The organism is Streptomyces graminofaciens, from assembly GCF_030294945.1.
Taxonomy (GTDB): Bacteria; Actinomycetota; Actinomycetes; order Streptomycetales; family Streptomycetaceae; genus Streptomyces; species Streptomyces graminofaciens.
Genome location: NZ_AP018448.1, coordinates 11333031 through 11353139 on the forward strand (window position 1 = coordinate 11333031; position 20109 = coordinate 11353139).

Annotated in this window: 19 protein-coding genes; 13 read left to right on the forward strand and 6 right to left on the reverse strand. The window is 70.7% G+C overall.

Going from position 1 to position 20109, the window contains the following annotated elements:
* Window positions 1-104 precede the first annotated feature (104 nt).
* Both SGFS_RS50000 and SGFS_RS50005 read left to right on the forward strand, forming a co-directional pair.
* Window positions 105-1193, forward strand: coding sequence for an S-(hydroxymethyl)mycothiol dehydrogenase (locus SGFS_RS50000; protein ID WP_286259461.1), 1089 nt, complete (start codon window positions 105-107; stop codon window positions 1191-1193).
* A complete protein-coding gene (locus tag SGFS_RS50005) occupies window positions 1193-1822 on the forward strand; it encodes an MBL fold metallo-hydrolase (RefSeq protein ID WP_286259462.1) in 630 nt (209 codons plus the stop codon). Before SGFS_RS50000 ends, SGFS_RS50005 begins: the two co-directional genes overlap by 1 nt.
* 73 nt (window positions 1823-1895) lie before the next feature.
* On the opposite strand, the gene SGFS_RS50010 is transcribed toward SGFS_RS50005, so the two are convergent.
* Window positions 1896-2723 carry a PP2C family protein-serine/threonine phosphatase gene (locus tag SGFS_RS50010; protein ID WP_286259463.1) on the reverse strand — a complete coding sequence of 276 codons (828 nt, stop codon included), beginning with the start codon at window positions 2721-2723 and terminating at the stop codon, window positions 1896-1898.
* A 136-nt stretch (window positions 2724-2859) separates the two neighbouring features.
* Between SGFS_RS50010 and SGFS_RS50015 the strand changes: the two genes are divergently transcribed.
* Window positions 2860-3774 (forward strand): SDR family oxidoreductase, encoded by a 915-nt coding sequence (locus SGFS_RS50015; RefSeq protein ID WP_286259464.1) that lies wholly within the window; start codon window positions 2860-2862, stop codon window positions 3772-3774.
* Between the two features lie 46 nt (window positions 3775-3820).
* Here SGFS_RS50015 and SGFS_RS50020 read toward each other — a convergent pair whose 3' ends face one another.
* Window positions 3821-4360, reverse strand: a complete 540-nt coding sequence (locus SGFS_RS50020) for a hypothetical protein (protein WP_286259465.1) — start codon at window positions 4358-4360, stop codon at window positions 3821-3823.
* A 170-nt stretch (window positions 4361-4530) separates the two neighbouring features.
* On the opposite strand from SGFS_RS50020, the gene SGFS_RS50025 reads away from it, so the two are divergent.
* Window positions 4531-5307 carry an aminotransferase class I/II-fold pyridoxal phosphate-dependent enzyme gene (locus SGFS_RS50025; protein WP_286259466.1) on the forward strand — a complete coding sequence of 259 codons (777 nt, stop codon included), beginning with the start codon at window positions 4531-4533 and terminating at the stop codon, window positions 5305-5307.
* Between the two features lie 11 nt (window positions 5308-5318).
* On the opposite strand, the gene SGFS_RS50030 is transcribed toward SGFS_RS50025, so the two are convergent.
* Window positions 5319-6113, reverse strand: coding sequence for a DUF3050 domain-containing protein (locus tag SGFS_RS50030; RefSeq protein WP_286259467.1), 795 nt, complete (start codon window positions 6111-6113; stop codon window positions 5319-5321).
* A gap of 185 nt (window positions 6114-6298) precedes the next feature.
* Between SGFS_RS50030 and SGFS_RS50035 the strand changes: the two genes are divergently transcribed.
* From SGFS_RS50035 to SGFS_RS50060, 6 genes are read left to right on the forward strand one after another with little or no spacing between them, the layout of a single operon-like run.
* On the forward strand, window positions 6299-6922 hold the full coding sequence (locus SGFS_RS50035; protein ID WP_286260426.1) for a hypothetical protein: 624 nt from the start codon (window positions 6299-6301) through the stop codon (window positions 6920-6922).
* A 31-nt stretch (window positions 6923-6953) separates the two neighbouring features.
* Window positions 6954-9071, forward strand: a complete 2118-nt coding sequence (gene pabB / locus SGFS_RS50040; protein WP_286259469.1) for an aminodeoxychorismate synthase component I — start codon at window positions 6954-6956, stop codon at window positions 9069-9071.
* A complete protein-coding gene (locus SGFS_RS50045) occupies window positions 9068-10696 on the forward strand; it encodes an AMP-binding protein (protein ID WP_286259472.1) in 1629 nt (542 codons plus the stop codon). Before pabB ends, SGFS_RS50045 begins: the two co-directional genes overlap by 4 nt.
* 54 nt (window positions 10697-10750) lie before the next feature.
* On the forward strand, window positions 10751-12328 hold the full coding sequence (locus SGFS_RS50050; protein ID WP_286259473.1) for a class I adenylate-forming enzyme family protein: 1578 nt from the start codon (window positions 10751-10753) through the stop codon (window positions 12326-12328).
* Window positions 12325-13506 carry an FAD-dependent monooxygenase gene (locus SGFS_RS50055; RefSeq protein WP_286259474.1) on the forward strand — a complete coding sequence of 394 codons (1182 nt, stop codon included), beginning with the start codon at window positions 12325-12327 and terminating at the stop codon, window positions 13504-13506. The genes SGFS_RS50050 and SGFS_RS50055 overlap by 4 nt, the downstream gene beginning before the upstream one ends.
* A gap of 11 nt (window positions 13507-13517) precedes the next feature.
* Entirely contained in the window at window positions 13518-14312 is a 795-nt protein-coding gene (locus tag SGFS_RS50060) for an aminotransferase class IV (RefSeq protein ID WP_286259475.1), read from the forward strand.
* 87 nt (window positions 14313-14399) lie between these two features.
* Here the strand turns inward: SGFS_RS50060 and SGFS_RS50065 are convergent, their stop codons facing one another.
* Complete coding sequence (locus tag SGFS_RS50065) at window positions 14400-14885, reverse strand: carboxymuconolactone decarboxylase family protein (protein ID WP_286259476.1); 486 nt, start codon at window positions 14883-14885, stop codon at window positions 14400-14402.
* Between the two features lie 134 nt (window positions 14886-15019).
* Between SGFS_RS50065 and SGFS_RS50070 the strand changes: the two genes are divergently transcribed.
* Window positions 15020-15715, forward strand: a complete 696-nt coding sequence (locus SGFS_RS50070; protein WP_286259478.1) for a L,D-transpeptidase family protein — start codon at window positions 15020-15022, stop codon at window positions 15713-15715.
* Between the two features lie 143 nt (window positions 15716-15858).
* Here SGFS_RS50070 and SGFS_RS50075 read toward each other — a convergent pair whose 3' ends face one another.
* Window positions 15859-17061 carry a Gfo/Idh/MocA family protein gene (locus SGFS_RS50075; protein ID WP_286259479.1) on the reverse strand — a complete coding sequence of 401 codons (1203 nt, stop codon included), beginning with the start codon at window positions 17059-17061 and terminating at the stop codon, window positions 15859-15861.
* Between the two features lie 165 nt (window positions 17062-17226).
* On the opposite strand from SGFS_RS50075, the gene SGFS_RS50080 reads away from it, so the two are divergent.
* Together SGFS_RS50080 and SGFS_RS50085 are read left to right on the forward strand one after the other, a co-directional pair.
* Complete coding sequence (locus SGFS_RS50080; protein ID WP_286259480.1) at window positions 17227-18393, forward strand: ROK family transcriptional regulator; 1167 nt, start codon at window positions 17227-17229, stop codon at window positions 18391-18393.
* Between the two features lie 90 nt (window positions 18394-18483).
* Window positions 18484-18654 (forward strand): hypothetical protein, encoded by a 171-nt coding sequence (locus SGFS_RS50085; RefSeq protein WP_286259481.1) that lies wholly within the window; start codon window positions 18484-18486, stop codon window positions 18652-18654.
* Window positions 18655-18734: 80 nt separating this feature from the next.
* On the opposite strand, the gene SGFS_RS50090 is transcribed toward SGFS_RS50085, so the two are convergent.
* Window positions 18735-20105: a S1 family peptidase gene (locus tag SGFS_RS50090; RefSeq protein ID WP_286259482.1), complete on the reverse strand. Its 1371-nt coding sequence runs from the start codon at window positions 20103-20105 to the stop codon at window positions 18735-18737.
* Window positions 20106-20109: the final 4 nt, after the last annotated feature.

Here is a 20109-nt window from a genome sequence, read left to right on the forward strand (position 1 = left end):
TTTCGGCCAGCGATCCGCCTCGCCCGGGGCCTGTACCAGCCGGTCACTCCGTAGGGTGACCATGGGCGGAGATCGCCTGCCATTGATCGACGGAAGGGTTCACCATGGCGCAGGAAGTACGCGGCGTGATCGCACCGGGGAAGAACGAGCCGGTGCGGGTGGAGACGATCCTGGTGCCGGATCCCGGCCCCGGTGAGGCCGTGGTGAAGATCCAGGCCTGCGGGGTGTGTCACACCGATCTGCACTACAAGCAGGGCGGGATCAGCGACGATTTTCCGTTCCTGCTCGGGCACGAGGCCGCGGGTGTGGTGGAGTCGGTGGGCGAGGGTGTCACGGATGTCGCTCCCGGTGACTTCGTGATCCTCAACTGGCGTGCCGTGTGCGGGAACTGCCGCGCGTGTCGGCGGGGGCGGCCCCAGTACTGCTTCAACACCCACAACGCCAAGCAGAAGATGACGCTCGCCGCCACAGGCCAGGAGCTGTCGCCGGCGCTGGGGATCGGGGCGTTCGCGGAGAAGACGCTGGTCGCGGCCGGGCAGTGCACGAAGGTCGACCCCGCCGCGTCCCCGGCTGTGGCCGGGCTGCTGGGCTGCGGTGTGATGGCGGGCATCGGTGCCGCGATCAACACCGGCAACGTGGGCCGTGGGGACAGTGTCGCGGTGATCGGGTGTGGTGGTGTCGGGGACGCGGCGATCGCGGGGTCCCGGCTCGCGGGCGCGGAGAAGATCATCGCGGTGGACATCGACGACCGGAAACTCTCCACCGCCAAGAACATCGGTGCCACGCACACGGTCAACTCCCGTGAGACGGATGCGGTGGAGGCGATCCGTGAGCTGACCGGAGGGTTCGGCGCGGACGTGGTGATCGAGGCGGTGGGCCGCCCGGAGACGTACAAGCAGGCCTTCTACGCCCGTGACCTGGCCGGCACCGTCGTCCTCGTCGGGGTGCCGACGCCGGAGATGAAGCTGGAGCTGCCCCTGCTGGACGTCTTCGGACGCGGCGGGGCACTGAAGTCCAGCTGGTACGGCGACTGCCTCCCGGACCGGGACTTCCCCATGCTCATCAACCTCTACCTCCAGGGCCGGCTCGACCTCGAAGCCTTCGTCACCGAGACCATCGGCCTCGACGACATCGAGAAGGCCTTCGAGCGCATGCACACCGGCGACGTCCTCCGCTCGGTGGTGACGTTCTGATGGCGGCGCGTATCGAACACCTCGTCACCTCGGGCCAGTTCACGCTCGACGGCGGCACCTGGGACGTCGACAACAACGTGTGGATCGTGGGTGACGACCGCGAGGTGATCGTCATCGACGCGGCTCACGACGCCGAGGCGATCGCGGCGGCGGTGGGCGACCGCAGACTGTCGGCCATCGTGTGCACCCACGCCCACAACGACCACATCGACGCCGCGCCCGCCCTCGCGGAGCTCACCGGCGCCAAGATCTGGCTCCACCCGGACGACCTGCCGCTGTGGAAGCAGACCCACCCCGACCGGCAGCCCGACAACTGGCTCGCCGACGGCCAGATCATCGAGGCCGCGGGCGCCGACCTGACCGTGATGCACACGCCGGGGCACGCGCCGGGCGCGGTCTGCCTGTACGACCCGGCCCTGGGCACCGTCTTCACCGGCGACACGCTCTTCCACGGCGGCCCGGGCGCCACCGGCCGCTCGTACTCCCACTTCCCGACGATCATCGACTCGATCCGGGACCGTCTGCTCGCCCTACCGCCCGAGACGGTCGTCCGTACGGGCCACGGCGACAGCACCACGATCGGTGCCGAGGCGCCGCACCTCCAGGAGTGGATCGCCCGCGGTCACTGACCGCTGACGCGTCCCAGGTGCGTGCGTTCCGGGGCCGGATTGCCAAGAAGGCGTGGCAGTCCGGCCCCGGGCCTCACCCGGCGACGGGGACGACGAGCACGGTGATGTTGTCGTGCCCGCCGGCTTCGAGGGCGTACGCGACCAGGTCCCGCGCCTGTGCCAACGGGCCCTCGCCGTCCGGTCTCGGGCGCCGTGCGATCGCGCTCAGTTCCTCGACGTGGGGCAGGTGGCGCCACAGGCCGTCGGTGCACAGCAGCAGACGGCCGGGGCACGGCGGCCGGTAGCTGCGGATGTGCGGGACGGGCTCGTCGGCGTCGGCGCCCAGCCAGGCGGTGAGGGTGTCGAGGTCGCCCGTGTCGTCCTCGGTGAGGGCCATGCCGGGGCCCTCCTCCGGCAGCCAGTAGGCACGGCTGTCACCGACCGAGGCGGCCCAGATGCCCTGCGGGCCCGCGACACCGGCGACGTAGGTACAGGCCGGGGAGACGGTGACCTCCGCACCGCTCCGGGCCGCCCGCTCAGGCCCCGCGAGGGCCGTGACCGCTCGTCCGGCGCGGGCAGCCGACTCGGCGAGGGCGGCTTCCGGAAGAGTCCCCGAACTCAACCTCTCCACCAGCGAGTTGAGCCCCCCCTCGGCCGCCACCCGCGCGGCCCGCTCCGCCCGGGGCGCCATGGACACACCGTCGCAGACGACACCGATCGTCCACGTACCGGCCGTCGTGAGCGCCATCGCGTCCGCGTTCACACCACGTCGCAGACCTCGGTCGCTGACGCCGGCCGCGCCGCCGTCCGCCGTCGTCTCCACATGCGCGCGGAACGCCGGCTGACTCTCCCCGCAGTCCCAGCAGTGCCCGTCAGGGGCGACCGTTCCACCGCACACCACACAGCTCGTGTTCTCGTCCATCGCCGACGCATCCTGGCAGAGAGCGTGCGAAAAACACGACAGAAGATGTCCGGCTTCCACGCCATCCTCGTGTCCGAGACACCGGGACGCACCCGGTGTCCGTCAAGGTGACAGTGGTACGCACAGGAGGTCGGAGATGTCAGGTCCGCTGGAGGGCAAGGTCGCGCTGGTGGCCGGGGCGACGCGCGGGGCGGGGCGCGGGATCGCCGTCGAGCTGGGGGTCGCCGGGGCCACGGTGTACGTCACCGGGCGCAGCACGCGCGAGCGACGCTCGGAGTACGACCGGCCGGAGACCCTTGAGGACACCGCAGACCTGGTCACGGCGGCGGGCGGCCACGGCATCGCCGTACCCACCGACCATCTCGACCCGGCGCGGGTCCGGGCGCTCGTGGACCGTATCGCCGAGGAGCAGGGCCGGCTCGACGTCCTGGTCAACGACATCTGGGGCGGCGAGAAGCTCTTCGCATGGGACGCGCCGGTCTGGGAGCACGACCTCGACGACGGCCTGCGGCTGCTGCGGCTGGCCGTCGAGACCCACGCGATCACCAGCCACCACGCGCTGCCCCTGCTGCTGCGCCGTCCCGGCGGCCTGGTCGTCGAGATGACCGACGGCACCGCCGACTACAACCGTGCCACCTACCGCAACTCCTTCTTCTACGACCTCGCCAAGTCGTCCGTCCTGCGCATGGCCTTCTCCCTCGGCCACGAACTGGGCCCGCGCGGTGCCACCGCCGTCGCGCTCACCCCCGGCTGGATGCGCTCGGAGATCATGCTCGACGCCTTCGGCGTCACCGAGGCCAACTGGCGGGACGCCCTGGAAAGCGTCCCGCACTTCGCCATCTCCGAGACCCCGCGCTATGTCGGCCGGGCCGTCGCCGCCCTCGCCGCCGACCCCGAAGTGGCCCGCTGGAACGGCGAGTCGCTCTCCAGCGGCGGCCTCGCCCGGGTCTACGGCTTCACCGACCTCGACGGCAGCCGCCCCGACGCCTGGCGCTACATCGTCGAGGTCCAGGACACGGACAAACCGGCCGACACGACGGGATACCGGTGAGGGCGTCAGACGTGCGTGCGGGGTGACGGGGCCGGACATGGCCGAGTCAGACGTGCGTACGGGGTGACGGGAGGGCCCAGCGTGCCGCGTGGCCGGGCGGGAGTGCGAGATCGGTGCGTACGGCCGCGTAGTACTGCTCGCGCGCGGCACGCTGGCGGTCGAGGAGTGCCTGCCAGGCCCGCGGGTCGCGGGTCCCCGCGTCCAGGAACCGTTCCATCTCGATGACCAGTACCACCCAGGCACGCGCCTTCTCCACCACCTCGGTCGTGCCCAGCATCAGCAGTGCCTCACCCGCCGGGTCACGGGCCACGGCCGCCTCCGCCAGCAGCGGGGCGGCCTCGTCCGGGGACAGCGGGTGCGGGTGCGGGTCGTTCCCGAAGTGGGAGGCGACCCGGTAGGTCAGGGTGATCGTCTGCTTCAGGGCGCGCGCGTACTCCGCGTACACCGTGAGCCGTCGTTCCTCCCACCGGGCGTCCTGCTCACGACGGAACCTGACCTGCTCGCCCCGCATGACGACCAGATACGAGCCGAGCGCGCCGATGACCACGCCGATCAGCGCCGGGAGCTGCTGGATGAAGGCTGACATGGGCACATAACGTAGCCGTACGAAGATCGCGTGGCACCTGTCCCCTTGATCGCGGGCGCACTACGTTCTGCATACGCCTGCCCGCCCGTCTCACCGAGCGCACCACCCCCTGGTCACAGGACCGGGGCGGTGCCGGGGACGCCGACCTCGACCTCGACCTCACCCTCGCGGTGACGGCGGCACCGCACGCCGCCTACCTCGCGGCACTCGACCGGGCGGCCGGCCGCAGCGCCGCCCTGCTCGTCGACTCGGGTGTGGCGAGCGCGGGCCTGCCCCGGCTGCGCGAACTGCTCGCCGAGCGCTACACCCGCGCGGGCCTCGCCACCCGGCCCGAGCAGATCCTCGTCACCTCCGGCGCCCAGTCCGCACTCACTCTCCTCACCGACCAGCTGCACACCGACCGCGGGGCACCGGTCCTGATCGAGAGCCCCACCTACCCGGGCGCCCTGTCCGTCCTGCGCCACCGCCGGGCCCGTCTGCTGCCGGTCCAGATCCTCTGGAGCGGCCTGCGCGTCGGCTGGATCAGGGCCACCGCGGAGGTGGTACGGGCCCTGCGGCGTAACCCACTCCAGGCGCAGCTCTCACCGCTGCCCCTGGAACAGCTCATCGCCGCCGAGCTGTTGGGGGAGGGCCTGGACGAGATCCTCGTCGACCGCCGGACACGTCTGCGCGCACAACGCGACCACCTGGCCTCCCTGCTCGCCGACAGCGGTTGGACGTACACCGTGCCGGAGGGCGGCTTGTCGCTGTGGATCCGCCTGGACGACCCTACGACGGCCGCGGAACTGGAAAGGAGGGCGGCAGCGCAGGGATTGGTGGTGACGCCGGGACCCCTGTTCGCGTCGGACCGCACCACGCTGAGCCGGCACTTGAGGCTCCCGTTCACGGCGACGCAAGAGACGCTGACCAGAGCAGTGGATATTCTGCGGCGCCTTGAACCCCGGTGAACCGGCGCCCCTCAAGGGGTGCGGGGTTGACCCATCGCCCCCACGATCCCGTCCCACAACCGAGACCTCGCCTCCAGCGCGACCACCGCCGTCTCCACCGCCTCCTCCCACCGCCGTTCCTCATCCCCGCACAGATCCGCCACCATCTGCATGGCCATCGGTGTGTGCTCCTCCCCGTCCACCTCGATGTGGCGCGCGAGATAGTCGCAGAACAACGGGAACCGCTCCGTCCCCTCCTTCTTGATCACCTGATCGAACATGTCGGGGATCAGATCCTCACGGGAGAACGCGAACGCGGCGGCCCGGCAGTGCAACGGCCGCTCCGCGATGATCCCGAAGGTCGTACGGACGAACTCGGCGGCGGGCTGCGGCACTTGGGCGACCCGAAGCGCCGCAGACACGTCGTGCCCCTCCCCGATCAGCCCGAGGAACGTGTCGAGCCGCCCGGTGTCCGCGCCGGCCTCGCCCATGCCGGCCCGGTACAGCTCGAAGTGACTGGTGAAGCCGCCGTTCAACTCGTCGCTCTCCTCGACCAGCACGATGTCGTTGACGAGCCGTCGGCCGACCGCGGATCCGCGCGGCACCCACGGCACGTCGACACACGTCAGATCGCGCTGAAGGGACTTGAGGAGCGACATGAAGTCCCACACCGCGAAAACGTGGTGCTCCATGAATACCGCCATGTCCGCGCGGTCGTCGATCCGCTCGTAGATCGGATGCGCGGTGACTTCCTTCCGCACGGGCTCGATCGCGGCCCGCGCCCGGTCGATTCCCTCGTGCCGCATGTCCCAGTCGTACCTGGACATAGCCCTCCTTCGCTTTCTCGGCGGAGCCCTTGTCGGGATGGTGCGCCTTTACCTGTTCGCCGGACAAGCGACTTCCGAGGATTAGTGAAAATTACCTATTCGCCATGCCTCACAGAAGACGCCAAGCTGGCTGAAAGGTAGTCATATTTGAACGATCTGGACACTTGAAAAAGTTCGTTGAAGATTTGAACGGGGCGGCACTTCTTCGCGTATTCGTCGGCGTGAGCAGGAATCCCGTTACCGTCACCATCGCGTACCACGTGGTGCCGGGGCGCGAGGCCGACTTCCACTCGTGGGGGTGGGCCGTGCTGCGCGCGAGTGCGCAGCAACCGGGTTTTCTGGGGGGTGGCGTGCTCGTCGACGGAGAGGCGGAGTGGCATGTTGTCTACCGTTTCGACGGCGACGATACGGCTCGGGCCTGGGAGAACTCCCTTGTCTGGGCACAGTGGGCGGCCCGCGCCGAAGGGCTGGCCCGGGAGACCGGGCGGCGCAGCATCGCGGGTTCCAAGGCCTGGTTCGACCTCCAGACCTCCCGGGCCCCCGCGCCCGCGCCACCAGGCCCGCCCCCCAAATGGAAACTGTGGTTGGTGAATATGAGCGCGGTCTTCCCACCCGTGCTGTTATTCAATCTCCTGATACTTCCTTACCTCAGCGAGCTCAATCCACTTTTCCGTACGCTGTTGCTTTGTCTGGCCGTTACGGCCATCGTCACCTGGATCCTCATGCCGAGGCTCCAGCGATTCCTCAAGAAATGGCTGTATCCGCCGCTTCAGGCGCTCCGTGGCCGGCACAAACGACGGACCGCCTAGGTCCGAGAACGATCAGAGGGAGGTGGGCGGGTTGAAGACCTTGCTCATCGACAATTATGACTCGTACACCTACAACCTGTTCCAGCTGATCGCCGAGGTCAACGGCGAGGAACCGGTTGTGGTGCTCAATGACGCCGCCGTGGATGACATTCCGGATCTGCGGGAATTCGACAATGTGGTGGTGTCGCCGGGTCCCGGCCACCCCGCCGAACCCCGCGACTTCGGCATCGCCGCGCGCCTGATCGCGGAGGCCACGATCCCCGTCCTGGGCGTCTGCCTCGGCCATCAGGGCATCGCGGCGGGAGAGCGGGCCGACGTCGAGCCGGCGCCATGGCCCCGCCACGGGCACATCTCGACCGTCCGGCACGACGGCCGCGACCTGTTCCGGGGGCTGCCGCAGAACTTCAGCGTGGTCCGCTACCACTCGCTGTCCGTGCGCGAGCCGCTGCCGCCGACCCTGGAGGCGACCGCCTGGGCCGAGGACGGCGTCCTGATGGGGCTGCGCCACCGCACCCGGCCGCTGTGGGGCGTGCAGTTCCACCCCGAGTCGATCCTCACCGACCACGGCCACCGGCTGCTGGTCAACTTCCGCAACCTCACGGCGGAACGGGCCGGCAGCCCCCGTACGAAGAACACGGCCGTCACCCCGCTCGGCGCCGGGATCCCCCGCCCGCGCCGGGCCCCCGGCCCCATGTACAAGCTGCACACCCGCCGAATCGCCTCCGCCGTCGACACCGAGGCAGCCTTCACCCGGATGTGTGCCGACGCGCCGCGCGCGTTCTGGCTGGACAGCTCGCGGGTCGAGGAGGGCCTGTCGCGGTTCTCGTTCTTCGGCGACGGCACCGGCCCGCTCGCCGAGTTCGTCCGCTACGACGTCGCCACCGGCCTCTGCGAGATCGAGCGGGCCGGGCGGCCCACCCGCAAGGTCAAGGCGAGCGTCTTCGACTATCTGAAGCGGCAGCTGGCGAGCCGCCGGGTGGACGCGAGCGGCCTGCCCTTCGACTTCACCGGCGGCTACGTCGGCTACTTCGGGTACGAGCTGAAGGCGGACTGCGGTTCCCCGAACCAGCACGAGGCCGACACCCCGGACGCCTGCTGGCTCTTCGCCGACCGGCTGATCGCGGTGGACCACGAGGAGGGCGACACCTACGCCGTCTGCCTCGCCGAGGACACCCCGCAGGCCGCCCGGGAGGCCGGCGACTGGCTCGACGCCGCGATCGCCCAGCTCACCTTCGTGTCCACGGAAACCCCGGCCGCGGCCCCGTCGGGCACGCCGTACCCGCGCGCCGCCGAGCCCTGGCTCGTCCGCGACCGCGCCACCTACCTCGCCGACATCGAGGCCTGCAAGACGGAGCTCAACGCGGGCACCAGCTACGAGGTCTGTCTCACCAACGCGGTCCGTTTACCCGCCCCGTACGACCCCTACGACTTCTACCGGGTGCTGCGCCGCACCAACCCGGCCCCGTACGCGGCCTTCCTCCGCTTCGGTGACCTCGACGTGGCGGGCTCGTCGCCCGAACGGTTCCTGCGGATCACCCCGGACGGCATCGCCGAGGCCAAGCCCATCAAGGGCACCGCGCCGCGCGGCGGCACCCCGGAGGAGGACGACCGGCTGCGCGACGAGCTGGCCGCGGACGCCAAGACCCGCGCCGAGAACCTGATGATCGTCGACCTGCTCCGCAACGACCTGGGCCGAGTCTCGAAGACCGGGTCCGTCCGGGTCTCCCGCCTCATGGCGACGGAGTCGTACGCCACCGTGCACCAGCTGGTGTCGACGGTCGAGGGCAGGCTCCGCGAGGGCACCGACGCGGTGGACTGCGTACGCGCCTGCTTCCCCGGCGGATCGATGACCGGGGCGCCCAAGCTCCGCACGATGGAGATCATCGACGAGCTGGAGACCGAGGCCCGGGGCGTGTACTCCGGGGCGCTCGGCTACCTCGGCTGCGGCGGCGGCGCCGACCTCAACATCGTCATCCGTACGGCCGTGTTCCAGGCGGGCCGGATGCACCTCGGCGCGGGCGGCGCCATCGTCCTCGACTCGGACCCCGCCGCCGAGTACGACGAGATGCTCCTGAAGACCGCGGCCCTCATGCGCGCCCACCGCGACCACGCCTCCGCCCCGTCCGTCACGGAGGAGCCGACACGATGACCACGACACCGCAACGCACGCTGCTCCCGGCCGCCCTGATCGGCGTCGGCGGCGAGCCCGGCGACTCCGTCGGCCTCCCGCTCGACGGCGTCGGCCCGGAAGACCCCGCGGCCGAACCGGCCCTCACCGCCGAAGCCACCGCCCCCGGCAACCTCGCCGCGCACCTCGCCGCCCTCGCCGAGCGGCGCGGATGGAACGACCGGCCCGCCTTCCACCAGGGCCACCGCGCCTACTCCCACGGCGAGGTGCACGACCTGGCGGCCCGCGCCGCGACCGTGCTGGCCGACCACGGGGTCCGCCCCGGCGACCGGGTCGTGCTCGCGCTGCCGGACTCCGTCACATGGGCGGCCGCGTTCCTCGCCATCGCCCGACTGGGCGCCGTCGCGGTGCTGGTCAACCCCGAACTCACGCCGCCGGAGCACCAGTTCATGGCGGAGGACACCGACGCCACGCTCTGTGTCACCGGCCCCGGCCTCGACGACCACTTCGCCCGCCGCACCCGCCTCGGCGCCGACCAGCTCGTCGCCCTCACCCGCACGGCCGCGCCCACGACCGACGCCCACCCGGTCGACGCGCACACCCCGCTCTACATCCAGTACACCTCCGGAACCACCGGCCGCCCCAAGGGAGTCGTGCACGTCCACGGCGACCCGAAGACCTACCACGACCTCATCGGCCGACGCCTGCTGCGCATCACCCCCGACGACGTCACCTTCTCGGTCTCCCGGCTCTACTTCGCCTACGGCTTCGGCAACGCCTTCGTCTTCCCCCTCTTCTCCGGGTCCAGCGCCGTCCTCACCGACCGCCGGCCCACCCCGGCCGCCGTGGACGAACTCGTCGCCCGGCACCGCGTCACCCTGCTCTACTCGGTGCCGTCGGCGTACGCGGCCCTGGTGGCCGACCGGTCAGGCGGACACGAGCACTGCTTCGCCTCCGTACGTGCGGCCGTGTCGGCCGGCGAGGGCATGCCCGGCGTACTCGGCAAACAGGTCACCGAACTGCTCAACGCCCCCGTACTGGAGCAGATCGGCTCGACGGAGGCCGGACACGCCTTCTGCGCCAACGGCTTCGACCACAACCACCCCGGTACGGTCGGCCGTCCCGTCCCCGGCTTCGAGGTCGAGCTGCGCGACCGCGCCGGCACCCCTGTGGAGGACGGCGAGGAAGGCGAACTCTGGGTGCGCGGCCCGACGGTGACCCCCGGCTACCTCAACCGGCCCGAGGAGACCGAGCACGCCTTGGTCGGCGGCTGGCTCGCCACCCGGGACCGGGCCCGCCGCGAACCGGACGGCACCTTCCGGCATCTGGGCCGCGCCGACGACATGGAGATGGTCGGCGGTATCACCGTCTCCCCGCTGGAGGTGGAGGCCCTGCTGCGCGGCCACCCGTCGGTCCGGGACGTCGCCGTGGTCGCCGTCACCGACGAACGCGGCGCCAACAAACTGCGGGCCTTCGTCATCCCCGTCCCGCCCATCGCGGTGGGCCTGGAAGCCGAACTGATCTGCCTGGCCCGCGAGAACCTCGCCGCCTTCAAGGTGCCCCGCAGCGTGAGCTTCGTACCGTCACTGCCGCGCACCGCGACCGGCAAGTTACGGCGTCACCTCGTCCGGAAAGGGGCGTGGTGAGCCATGACCGGCACCAGCCCCGTCGTCGTCGCCACCGCAGAAAGGACTCGCCCCATGCGAGACCAGCAACCCCAGGCCCTGCTCTCCGGTCGCGGCTTCTACCTGGGCTCGATGTTCAGGGAGGCGGCCGACCGCCACGGAGCCGTCTTCGTCACCCTGGACCGGCCCCTCGACGTCCTCCCCGGCCTCGGGCGCGACCTCAGTTACACGACCCTCGCGGACGTGGTCGACGAACTCTCCGGCCGCCTGTGGGAGGCGGGCGTACGCCCCTCCGAGGAGGTGGTCGTCCACAAGACGGACAACGTCGACATCGTGTTGCTGACCTGCGCGCTCTCCCGTATCGGCGCCGTCCCCGTCCTCCTCTCGCCCGGCCTCGCGGGCCCGGTCGTCGGCCAGCTCCTCGGACGCCTCCACCGGCCCTGGCTGATCACCGACCGGGCCAAGCTCGAAGGTCCGCTGAGCGACGTCGAACTCACCGGCCTCGTCCGCCGCACGCTCTCCGTCGACGACGCCCCCGGCGCCGAACCCCTGGAGAAGTACGCCGGCGCCGCCACCCCGGCCGCCGTGCGACTGCACCCCCGCGACCCCTCCCTCATCACCCACAGCTCCGGCACCACCGGCTTGCCCAAGCTGGCCGTGCACTGCCCGAACACCATGTGGAACCGGCTCGTCCCGCAGAAGGCGATGGGCTGGCCCACCCGGGGCGAGACCGCCGCGCTGCACATGTCGTTCGTGCACTCGCGCTTCTATCACCTGCTCGGCGTCCTGCTGCACTTCGGCAGCCCGCTCGTCCTCATCATCGACCCGGAACCGTCGAACGTCGGCCCACTGCTGGCCCGCCACCGCCCCGGCATCGTCGAGACCCACCCCAACACCTTCGTCCTGTGGGAGGAGCTGGCCGACGCGCCCGGCGCCCCGCTGTCCCGCGTCCGCTCGTACGGCTCCACCTTCGACGCCATCCACCCGCGTACCGTGCAGCGGCTCCTCGACGCCTCGAAGCGGCGCTCGCCCTGGCTGATCCAGCTGTACGGGCAGAGCGAGACGGGCCCGGTCGCCTTCCAGTGGTTCACCCGTCGCAGCGCCGCCCGCGCGGACGGCCGCCGGGTCGGCATCGGCATCCCCGGCTTCACCCGCGTACGCGTCGCCGACGACTCCGGCCGCAAGGTCGGCCCCGGCACGGCCGGCCGGATCGAGGCCCGCACCCGCGGCCGTATCCTCACCTACCTCGGTGCCCGCGACCGCTATCTGCGCCAACTCAGCGACGGCTGGTGGGAGATGGGCGACATGGGCTACCAGAGCCGCTGGGGCGCCCTGTACCTCATCGACCGCGAGATCGACCAGATCGACTCCGTGCACAGCAACCTCGAGATCGAGGACACCCTCATGTCCCGCCTGGAGGAGCTGCGCGAGGTCGTCATCGTGCCCGGCGTCGACCGCGAACCCGTGCCCGTGGTGTGCGTCCGCGGCGAACGCCCGCTGGACCCGGCGCGCTGGCGCGAGGCCACGGCAGACCTGCCGACCATGGCCGAGCCCAGGCAGTGGCGGTTCGAGGAGCTGCCGATGACCTCCACCTGGAAGGTGAAGCGCGTGGAGATCACCCGCATGCTGACCGAGAGCGCCCGCGCGTCATGACGACCCCCGTCCTGGTCGTGGGCGCGGGCCCCGTCGGTCTCTCGGCGGCCCTCGCCCTGCGCGCCCACGGACTGCCCGTGGTCCTGCTGGAGGCGGACCCCGAGGGCCGCGAACGCCCCGGCAGCCGCGCCCTGTTCGTCCACCGCGAGACCCTCGAACTCCTCGACGGCATGAGCCCGGGACTCGCGCTGGAGATCACCGAGTACGGCAGCACCTGGCACACCAAGCGGACCCTGTACCGGGGCCGTGAGGTGTACGCCCGCACCTTCCCGCCGCCCACGGGAACCCCGCCCTTCACCAGCCTCCGCCAGGTCGACACCGAGCGTTTCCTGCTCACCGCCTGCCGGGACGCGGGTGTTCGGTTCGTGTGGGACGCCAAGGTGACCGGCGTACGCGTCGACCCGGCCGGGGTGACGCTGACCGACGAGAGCGGGCGCACCTGGACCGGCACCCACGCCGTCGCCGCCGACGGCGCCCGCTCCGCCGTACGCCGTGAACTCGGCATCCCCCTGGAGGGCACCCACGGCGACGGCTTCCACGTCGTCGCGGACATCGCCGACATCCCGGGCGCCGAACTGCCCCTGGAGCGCGTCTTCCACTACGAACACCCGGGCCTCGGCGGCCGCAGCGTGATGCGCGTGCCGTTCACCGGCGGCTTCCAGCTCGACCTCCAGTGCCGCGACGACGACGCGCCGGAGGAGTACGGCAGCGAGGACGCCGTGCGCCGCTGGCTGCCGGCGGTCGTCGGGGACGGGTACGGCGAGCGCGTCCTGTGGGTGTCGACGTACCGCTTCCTGCGGAAGGTCGCCGCCTCCTTCACCGACCCGCGGCACCGGGTGCTGCTCGTCGGCGAGGCGGCCCATCTCTTTCCGCCGTTCGGGGCGCGCGGCATGAACAGCGGCATCGCCGACGCCGCCGCCGCGGCCCGGGCGATCGCCGACGGCACGCCGGACGCGGTGGCCTCCTTCGCCGAACTCCGCCGCTCGGCGGGCCTGTTCAACAGCGCCGCCGCCGGAACCGCCCTGGAGCACCTGCGGCCCACACGCAGTATCGTCCGCGTCAAACAACGCGCGGCGGCGGCCCTCGCCCCGGTCCTGCCGCGCTGCGGCGCGTGGCTGGAGCACGCGCCCTACGGACCCCGGCACGGCTCACCGGCCGCCGCCGGCCGCAAGTACTGAGAGGAATCCCATTGACTCAACCTGCCATCGCGGAGGAACTGCTGGCATGGTCGCCCGATCGCGGCCTCACCCCATGCCCGGCGGAGAGCGGACGGCTGCTGGTCGCGGACTCCTGGTTACTGCGCGACGGCCGGGTGCGCGGCTTCGACCGCCACCGCGAACGGTTCCTCCGGGCCTGCGGCGACTGCGGCGCGCCCGAGCCACGGCGGCTGGTCGAGTTCTGGCAGGACATGACCGCCGCGCTGCCGCGCACGGGTGAGTGGTTCCCGCGCGTGGAACTCGCCCGGGGCTCGTTGGAGCTGAGGCTCCTGCTGCGGCACGCCCCGCCCCTCGGCACCGACATACGGGTCTGGGCGGCCGGCCAGCCCGACCCGCGTACCGTGCCCCGCCGCAAGGGACCGGACCTCGACGCCCTGGCCCGGGTGCGCGGCCGGGCGTCCGGCGTGGGCGCCGACGAGGCCGTGCTGATCGCCCCCTCCGGGGTGGTGCTGGAGGCCCCCACCGCCAGCATCGTGTGGTGGGAGGACGACACCCTCTGTATGCCGCCGCCCCGGCTGCCCGTGCTCGCCGGAGTCACCGTGGGGCTCGTCCAGGAGCACGCGGCACACACCGGTGTCCGGGTCGCCCACCGGGAACGCTCCCTCGCGGAGCTGGACGGTCGCGAGGTCTGGCTCGTCAACGCCCTCCACGGGATCCGCCCCGTGAGCGCCTGGACCGGCCGCCCGATGACCGCGGGCCCGGCCGTACACGCCCCGGAGTGGCGGAAATGGCTGGACGGCATCCTGGAACCACTGCCGGAGAAGTGAAGGGAAAGAGACAAAAAGACATGGGAAAGCGCCGGGCCGAATGTTGAACGGCCCGGCGCGATATGACGTTTTCGGATATCGGCGAATTTACTTCTGGACGGGCTGGTAAGCCCCCGGAACCATCCGCGTCGCTATGGCGATCCGGTTGTACGCGTTGATGACGGTGGCCGCCCAGATCAGCGCCGCGACCTGCTCGTCGTCGAAGACCTCCGCGGCCTGCGCGTAGACCTCGTCGGGCACATGCCCGTCGTGGACCAGCGTCACTGCCTCGGTCAACGCCAGCGCGGCCCGCTCACGGGCGTTGAAGAAGGGCGTCTCGCGCCAGGCGCTCAGGGCGTAGATCCGCTGCTCGGTCTCGCCCGCCGCGCGGGCGTCCTTGGTGTGCATGTCCAGGCAGAACGCGCAGCCGTTGATCTGGGACGCGCGAATCCTGATCAGTTCGAGGATTTCCGGTTCGACCTTCGCGTCCCGCGCGGCGGAAACGGCCGCGCCGTGCAGGGAGCCCATCGCCCCGGACACGTCGGGGGTGATTTTCTTCAGGGGCACGCGAGATATGGAATCGCTGTTGCTCATGGGAAGAACTGTATATCTTCAATTCTCGTCGTGTAACTGTTTCGTCTCGACCGGGCGCACCCCACAACCACCGCGCCCCGTGGCCTGTCTACGGAGACGGAACCCGCAAATCGCATGAAAGGGAAAGGCCCGCCATGGGGGACATAGGCAGAAGAAGCGCGATCGCACTCGCCGTCACCGGCCTGCTGACGCCGCTCACGCTCGCGCTGGGCGCCGCGCCCGCGCAGTCGGCGAGTTGCACGACGCAGACCGGGCCGTACCAGAAGCAGGTGGAGAAGTTCCTCGGCCGCCCGGTCGACGGCAAGCAGTCCGCCGCCGACTGCAAGGCGATCCAGGCCTTCCAGACCAAGCACGGCATCACCCCGAACGCCGGCTTCGCCGGCGCCGTCACCTGGGGCGTGATGGACCTGATGAACAAGCAGAAGGCCGTCGGCGACAACCCGAACGCGGACGGCAAGTGCCCGGTGAACAAGGGTCGCATCGCCTGTGTGAACCTCACCCTCCAACTGAGCTGGATCCAGGACGGCAAGAAGCTCGTGTACGGCCCGGTCCCGGTCCGCACCGGCCGCGACGGCTACGAGACCCGCACGGGCCTGAAGAAGATCTACTGGCGGCACATCGACCACGTCTCGTCGATCTACCACGTGCCCATGCCCTACAGCCAGTTCTTCGACGGCGGCCAGGCCTTCCACTCCGTCGGCGTCAGCATGTGGAACCCGCCCGGCTCCCACGGCTGCGCCAACATGACCAAGACCGACGCCAAGAAGTACTGGTCGCTGCTGAAGAACGGCGACGACGTCTTCGTGTACGGCCGCAAGCCGGGCACCTGACGAAACGCCCGCGTCCCGCCCCGCCGTGGGGGCGGAACGGGACGCGGACTCTCCCCCGACGGCAACCCGGCCGACGCGGTCGTCAAGGGCACGCCGGTCACCGTGCCGGGCGCCACACCGGCACCGGCACCGGCCTCGCCCCGTCACGCCCCGGGCGCGTCCCCGAAGTCCGGGATCTCCAGCCTGGCCCCGCCCTGCCGCGCCGACTCGTGCGCGATGATGCCCGGCAGGGTGTAGCGGGCCGCGACCCACGCGTTCACCGACGGCAGGGTCCGTGTGTTGACCGCGGTCACGAAGTCGTCCACCAGGAAGTGGTGGCTGCCCTCGTGCCCGTTGTGCAGCTGGTCGAACTCGCGCGGGAGCCGCGCCCGGTCGTGCACCGGCGCCGAGCCGGAGGTGAACGCGGCCCGCAGCTCCGGCGCGATGTGCTGGAGCGAGGGGTCGTCGGGGGACATGGTGGGCTTGGGCTCAAGCAGCTCGCTGATGTCCTTCACCCCGTTCTTGTCCTGCCACAGCGCGAACGTGGCGAGCTGCTCCATGCTCGCCTCCGTGCCGAAGAACCGGAAACGCGACTCCCGGATGTGCGAGGGGTAGCCCACCCGCCGGAACTCGTTCGTACGGAACGACCCACCGCCCGCGACCTCGAACAGCGCGGTCGCGTTGGAGAAGTCGTTGCCGAACTGGCTGACCTCCTTGTCGAACACCCCGTCCCCGCGCTCGTCCACGACCCCGATCGCGGACACGCTCACCGCATGCGTCCGCCAGGCGCCGAGCACCCCGCCCACCGAGTGCGTCGGGTACAGCAGCGGGGGATAGCTGGCGGTCGCCTTCCAGTTCTCGCCGCCGCTGTACTGGTACGCGTCGTAGAACCCCAGATCCATGTCGTGGACGTAGTCGCCCTCGGCGTAGAAGAGCCGCCCGAACGCGCCCTCCGCGATCTGGTTGCGGGCGTGCACGGTCGCCGGGTTGTACTGACTCGTCTCACCCATCATGTACGTCAGCCCGGTCGCCCGGACCGCGTCGATGATCGAGGCTATCTCCTCGGTGGTGATCGCCATGGGCACGGCCGAGTACACGTGCTTGCCGGCGCCCAGCCCCTGGAGCACCAGCGGCCCGTGGGTCCAGCGCTGGGTGAAGATCGCGACCGCGTCGACCGCTGTCGACTCCAGCATCGCCTCGTACGAGGGGAAGGTCCCGGCCAGCCCCTGGGCGGCGGCCAGTTGCTCGGCCCGCTCGGGCAGCAGATCGGTGACGTAGACGTCGCCGACACCGGGGTGGGCCTGGAACAGCGTGGCGAACTGGCCGGAGAACTGGCCGGCGCCGACGATGCCTAGGGAGAACGTCATGTAAGGGGTGCCCTTCAAGGATCGAGTGACGACCGCTTACTTTTGCTCCGAAAGAATAGTCGCGTCAAGGGGTGGGTGAGCATCTGTGAAAGTCGGTCGGAATGGCATAGAGTGAGTCACGTTACTTCTGTAGTGAAACAAATGATGTGTGGGAGCCTGACCCTCATGACCGCACTGGCCGACAGCTGGCTGCCGCTCAGCCCCGGAGAACGGGCCGTGGCGATCGAGGTACTCGTGCACGGCCCGCTCTCGCGCACCGAACTCGCCCGGCGCCTCGGCCTGTCCGCAGGCAGCCTGACCCGCCTGACGAAACCGCTGATCGAGTCCGGACTGCTGATCGAGGCCCCGGAAGGCCAAGGCCCCGCACTCCCCGAAGCCCGCCAGGGGCGCCCCTCGCAACCGCTGGACATCGTCGCCGACTCCCGCTCCTTCATCGGCTTCAAGATCACCGACGACATGGTGTACGGCGTCGTCACCACCCTCAGGAGTGAGATCGTCACCCGGTACGACCGCCCGCTCACCACGCACGAGCCGGAGCGGGTCGCCGACCAGCTGGCGGAGATGGCCGCCGAACTCGGCCGTACGCACCCGGGGCCGGCCGGCATCGGCATCGGAGTGGGCGGACTCGTCCGGCGCCACGCGACGGTCGGCGAGTCCCCCTTCCTGCTCTGGCGCGACGTCCCGCTGGCCGAACTCGTCGAGGAGCGCACCGGACTCCCCGTCGTCGTCGAGAACGACGTGGCCGCACTCGTCGAGGCCGAGACCTGGTTCGGCGCCGGCCGCGGACTCGACCGGTTCGTCGTCCTGACCATCGGCGCAGGCATCGGCTACGGGCTGGTCCTGGGCGGCAAGCGGGTGCCCGGCGCCGAGGAGGACCGGGGCTTCGGCCGCCACTGGATCGTCGACCCCGGCGGTCCGCTCACCCCCGACGGCGAACGCGGCAGCGCCGTCTCGCTCTTGGCCATCCCCAGCATCCGCTACCAGATCCAGGCCGCCACCGGCCGCGATCTGACATACGAGGAGATCCTCGCCGGTGCCGCCGCCGGGGAGCCGATGTCGGCCCGTGTCATCGCCGAGGCCGCGCGCGCCCTCGGCACGCTGGTGGCGCAGATCTCCAACTTCGTGATGCCGCAGAAGATCCTGCTCGCGGGAGAAGGGGTCGGGCTGATGGATGTCGCGGGAAAGGCGGTGCGGGAGACGATCCGTGGCCACCGTCATCCCCTCGCCGCGCCGGTCCCGCTGGAGACCAAGGTGTCCGACTTCCACGACTGGGCGAGGGGTGCCGCCGTACTGGCCATTCAGGTGCTCGTGCTCGGGACCGCCGAGTCCTAAACGGAGAGTGATCAGCTTCACGGTCCGTAATGTCTGAAGTGGGACCTTTACTCACAACGGCTTCACGTCCAGGACCATAGGCTTTGCATCATGTCCACCACTCATGAAGTCGTCCTGGAAAGAGCGGAAAGATCCGAGAGAACGGCCGCCGAGGTCAATGAGGAGATCCGCGCGCTGTGGTTCTCCAGTGGGGGGACGTTGAACATGGAGCAGCGGCGCGTGTACGAGCGGCTCGTCCTGGAGTGGGCGGCGGCCTCCTAGAGGCCGGCCCCCCTCAGCTGCTCACCTCGACCACTCCAAGATCCCCGACAGAGCCGAACCCGGCCCCGGCCCCCCCGAACTCAGCCCCAACTCTGCGAATACTGCCGCCGATACGCGTTCCGGTCGTTCTCCGTGCGGATGAACCTCGTCGCCGCCAGCGCCACCAGGCTTCCCGCGACGACCAGCAGCCCGGGCCCCACGTTCCGCGGATCGGCCAGCCGCTCCAGGAGCGTCGATCCGGCCCCGTCGTTCTCCACCGGCTGCACCGCGCCCGGCTCGGCGGCCCCCGGCGCCGCGGCACCCTGGTCAGACGGATCGTCGGCCCCGGCGGTCGGAGTGCCGGCCGCCTCCGGCAGACCCGCCAACCGCACGTTCAGCGCGTCGAGCGCCTTCGTCAGCGGCTGGAAGAACGTCGTACCGCCCTGCTCGCAGTCGCCGTTGCCGCCCGAGGTCACGCCCAGGGCGACCCCCTCCGAGAACAACGGGCCGCCGCTGTCGCCCGGTTCGGCGCACACCGTGGTCTCGATGAGCCCCGTCACCGTGCCCTCGGGGTAGTTCACCGTCGCGTCGAGCCCGGTCACCTCGCCGTCCGCGAGGCCGCTGGTGCTGCCGCTGCGGAACACCCGCTGGCCCACCGTCGCCTCGCCGACCGAGGTGATCTGCACGCCCTCGTCGTCGCCGACCTCCACGACGTTGGTCTTGTTGCTGGGCTGGTCCTGGAGGTACTGCACGAGGGAGTAGTCGGCGCCGGGGAAGTCCGACGTGATCGTCCGGCCGATCTCCCGCTGCCCCTGGTTGTCCGCGAACCACACGGAACCACCCGGACCGCAGTGCCCGGCGGTGAGCATGAAGTCGTTCTCGCCGTTGGTCACGTTGAAGCCGATGGAACAGCGGCCGCCGGTCCCGAAGATCGGCTGGGCGCCGTTCAGTCGCATGGTGTACGTGCCCTCGGTGCGCTCCATCCGCACCGAACCGCCGATGCCCTCGGCGAGATCCGTCAGCTTGGACCAGTCCGACTTGGAGACCGTGCTGTCGGCCCGCACCACGACCTCGTTGGAGGCCGGGTCGATGGCCCAGGAGGTGCCCGAGACCCGGGGCGCCGAACGCAGCGCGGCCGTCGCGGACCTCAGGTCCTTGGCGCTGTACTCGACCATCTTGGGGCGCGCACCGGCCTGCTTGACCTCGGCGGCGGCCTTCTCGTCGGTGACCGCGACGACCGGGCGCCCGTCCTTGGCGAGCCAGGTGCCCGCCGTACGGGAGGTGCCCAGCTCGCTCACCAGGCCGACGCCGGTGCCGGCCGCGGCGAAGGTCGAGCTCTGTGTCACCGGCGGCGTATCGGCGGGCTCGGTCGCCATCGCCGCCTGTGTGACCATCAGGCCTCCGCAGAGCACCCCACCGACGGCCACCAGCCGTGCCACTCGCTTCACGACTCGTCGTCGTGCGTGCCTCATTACA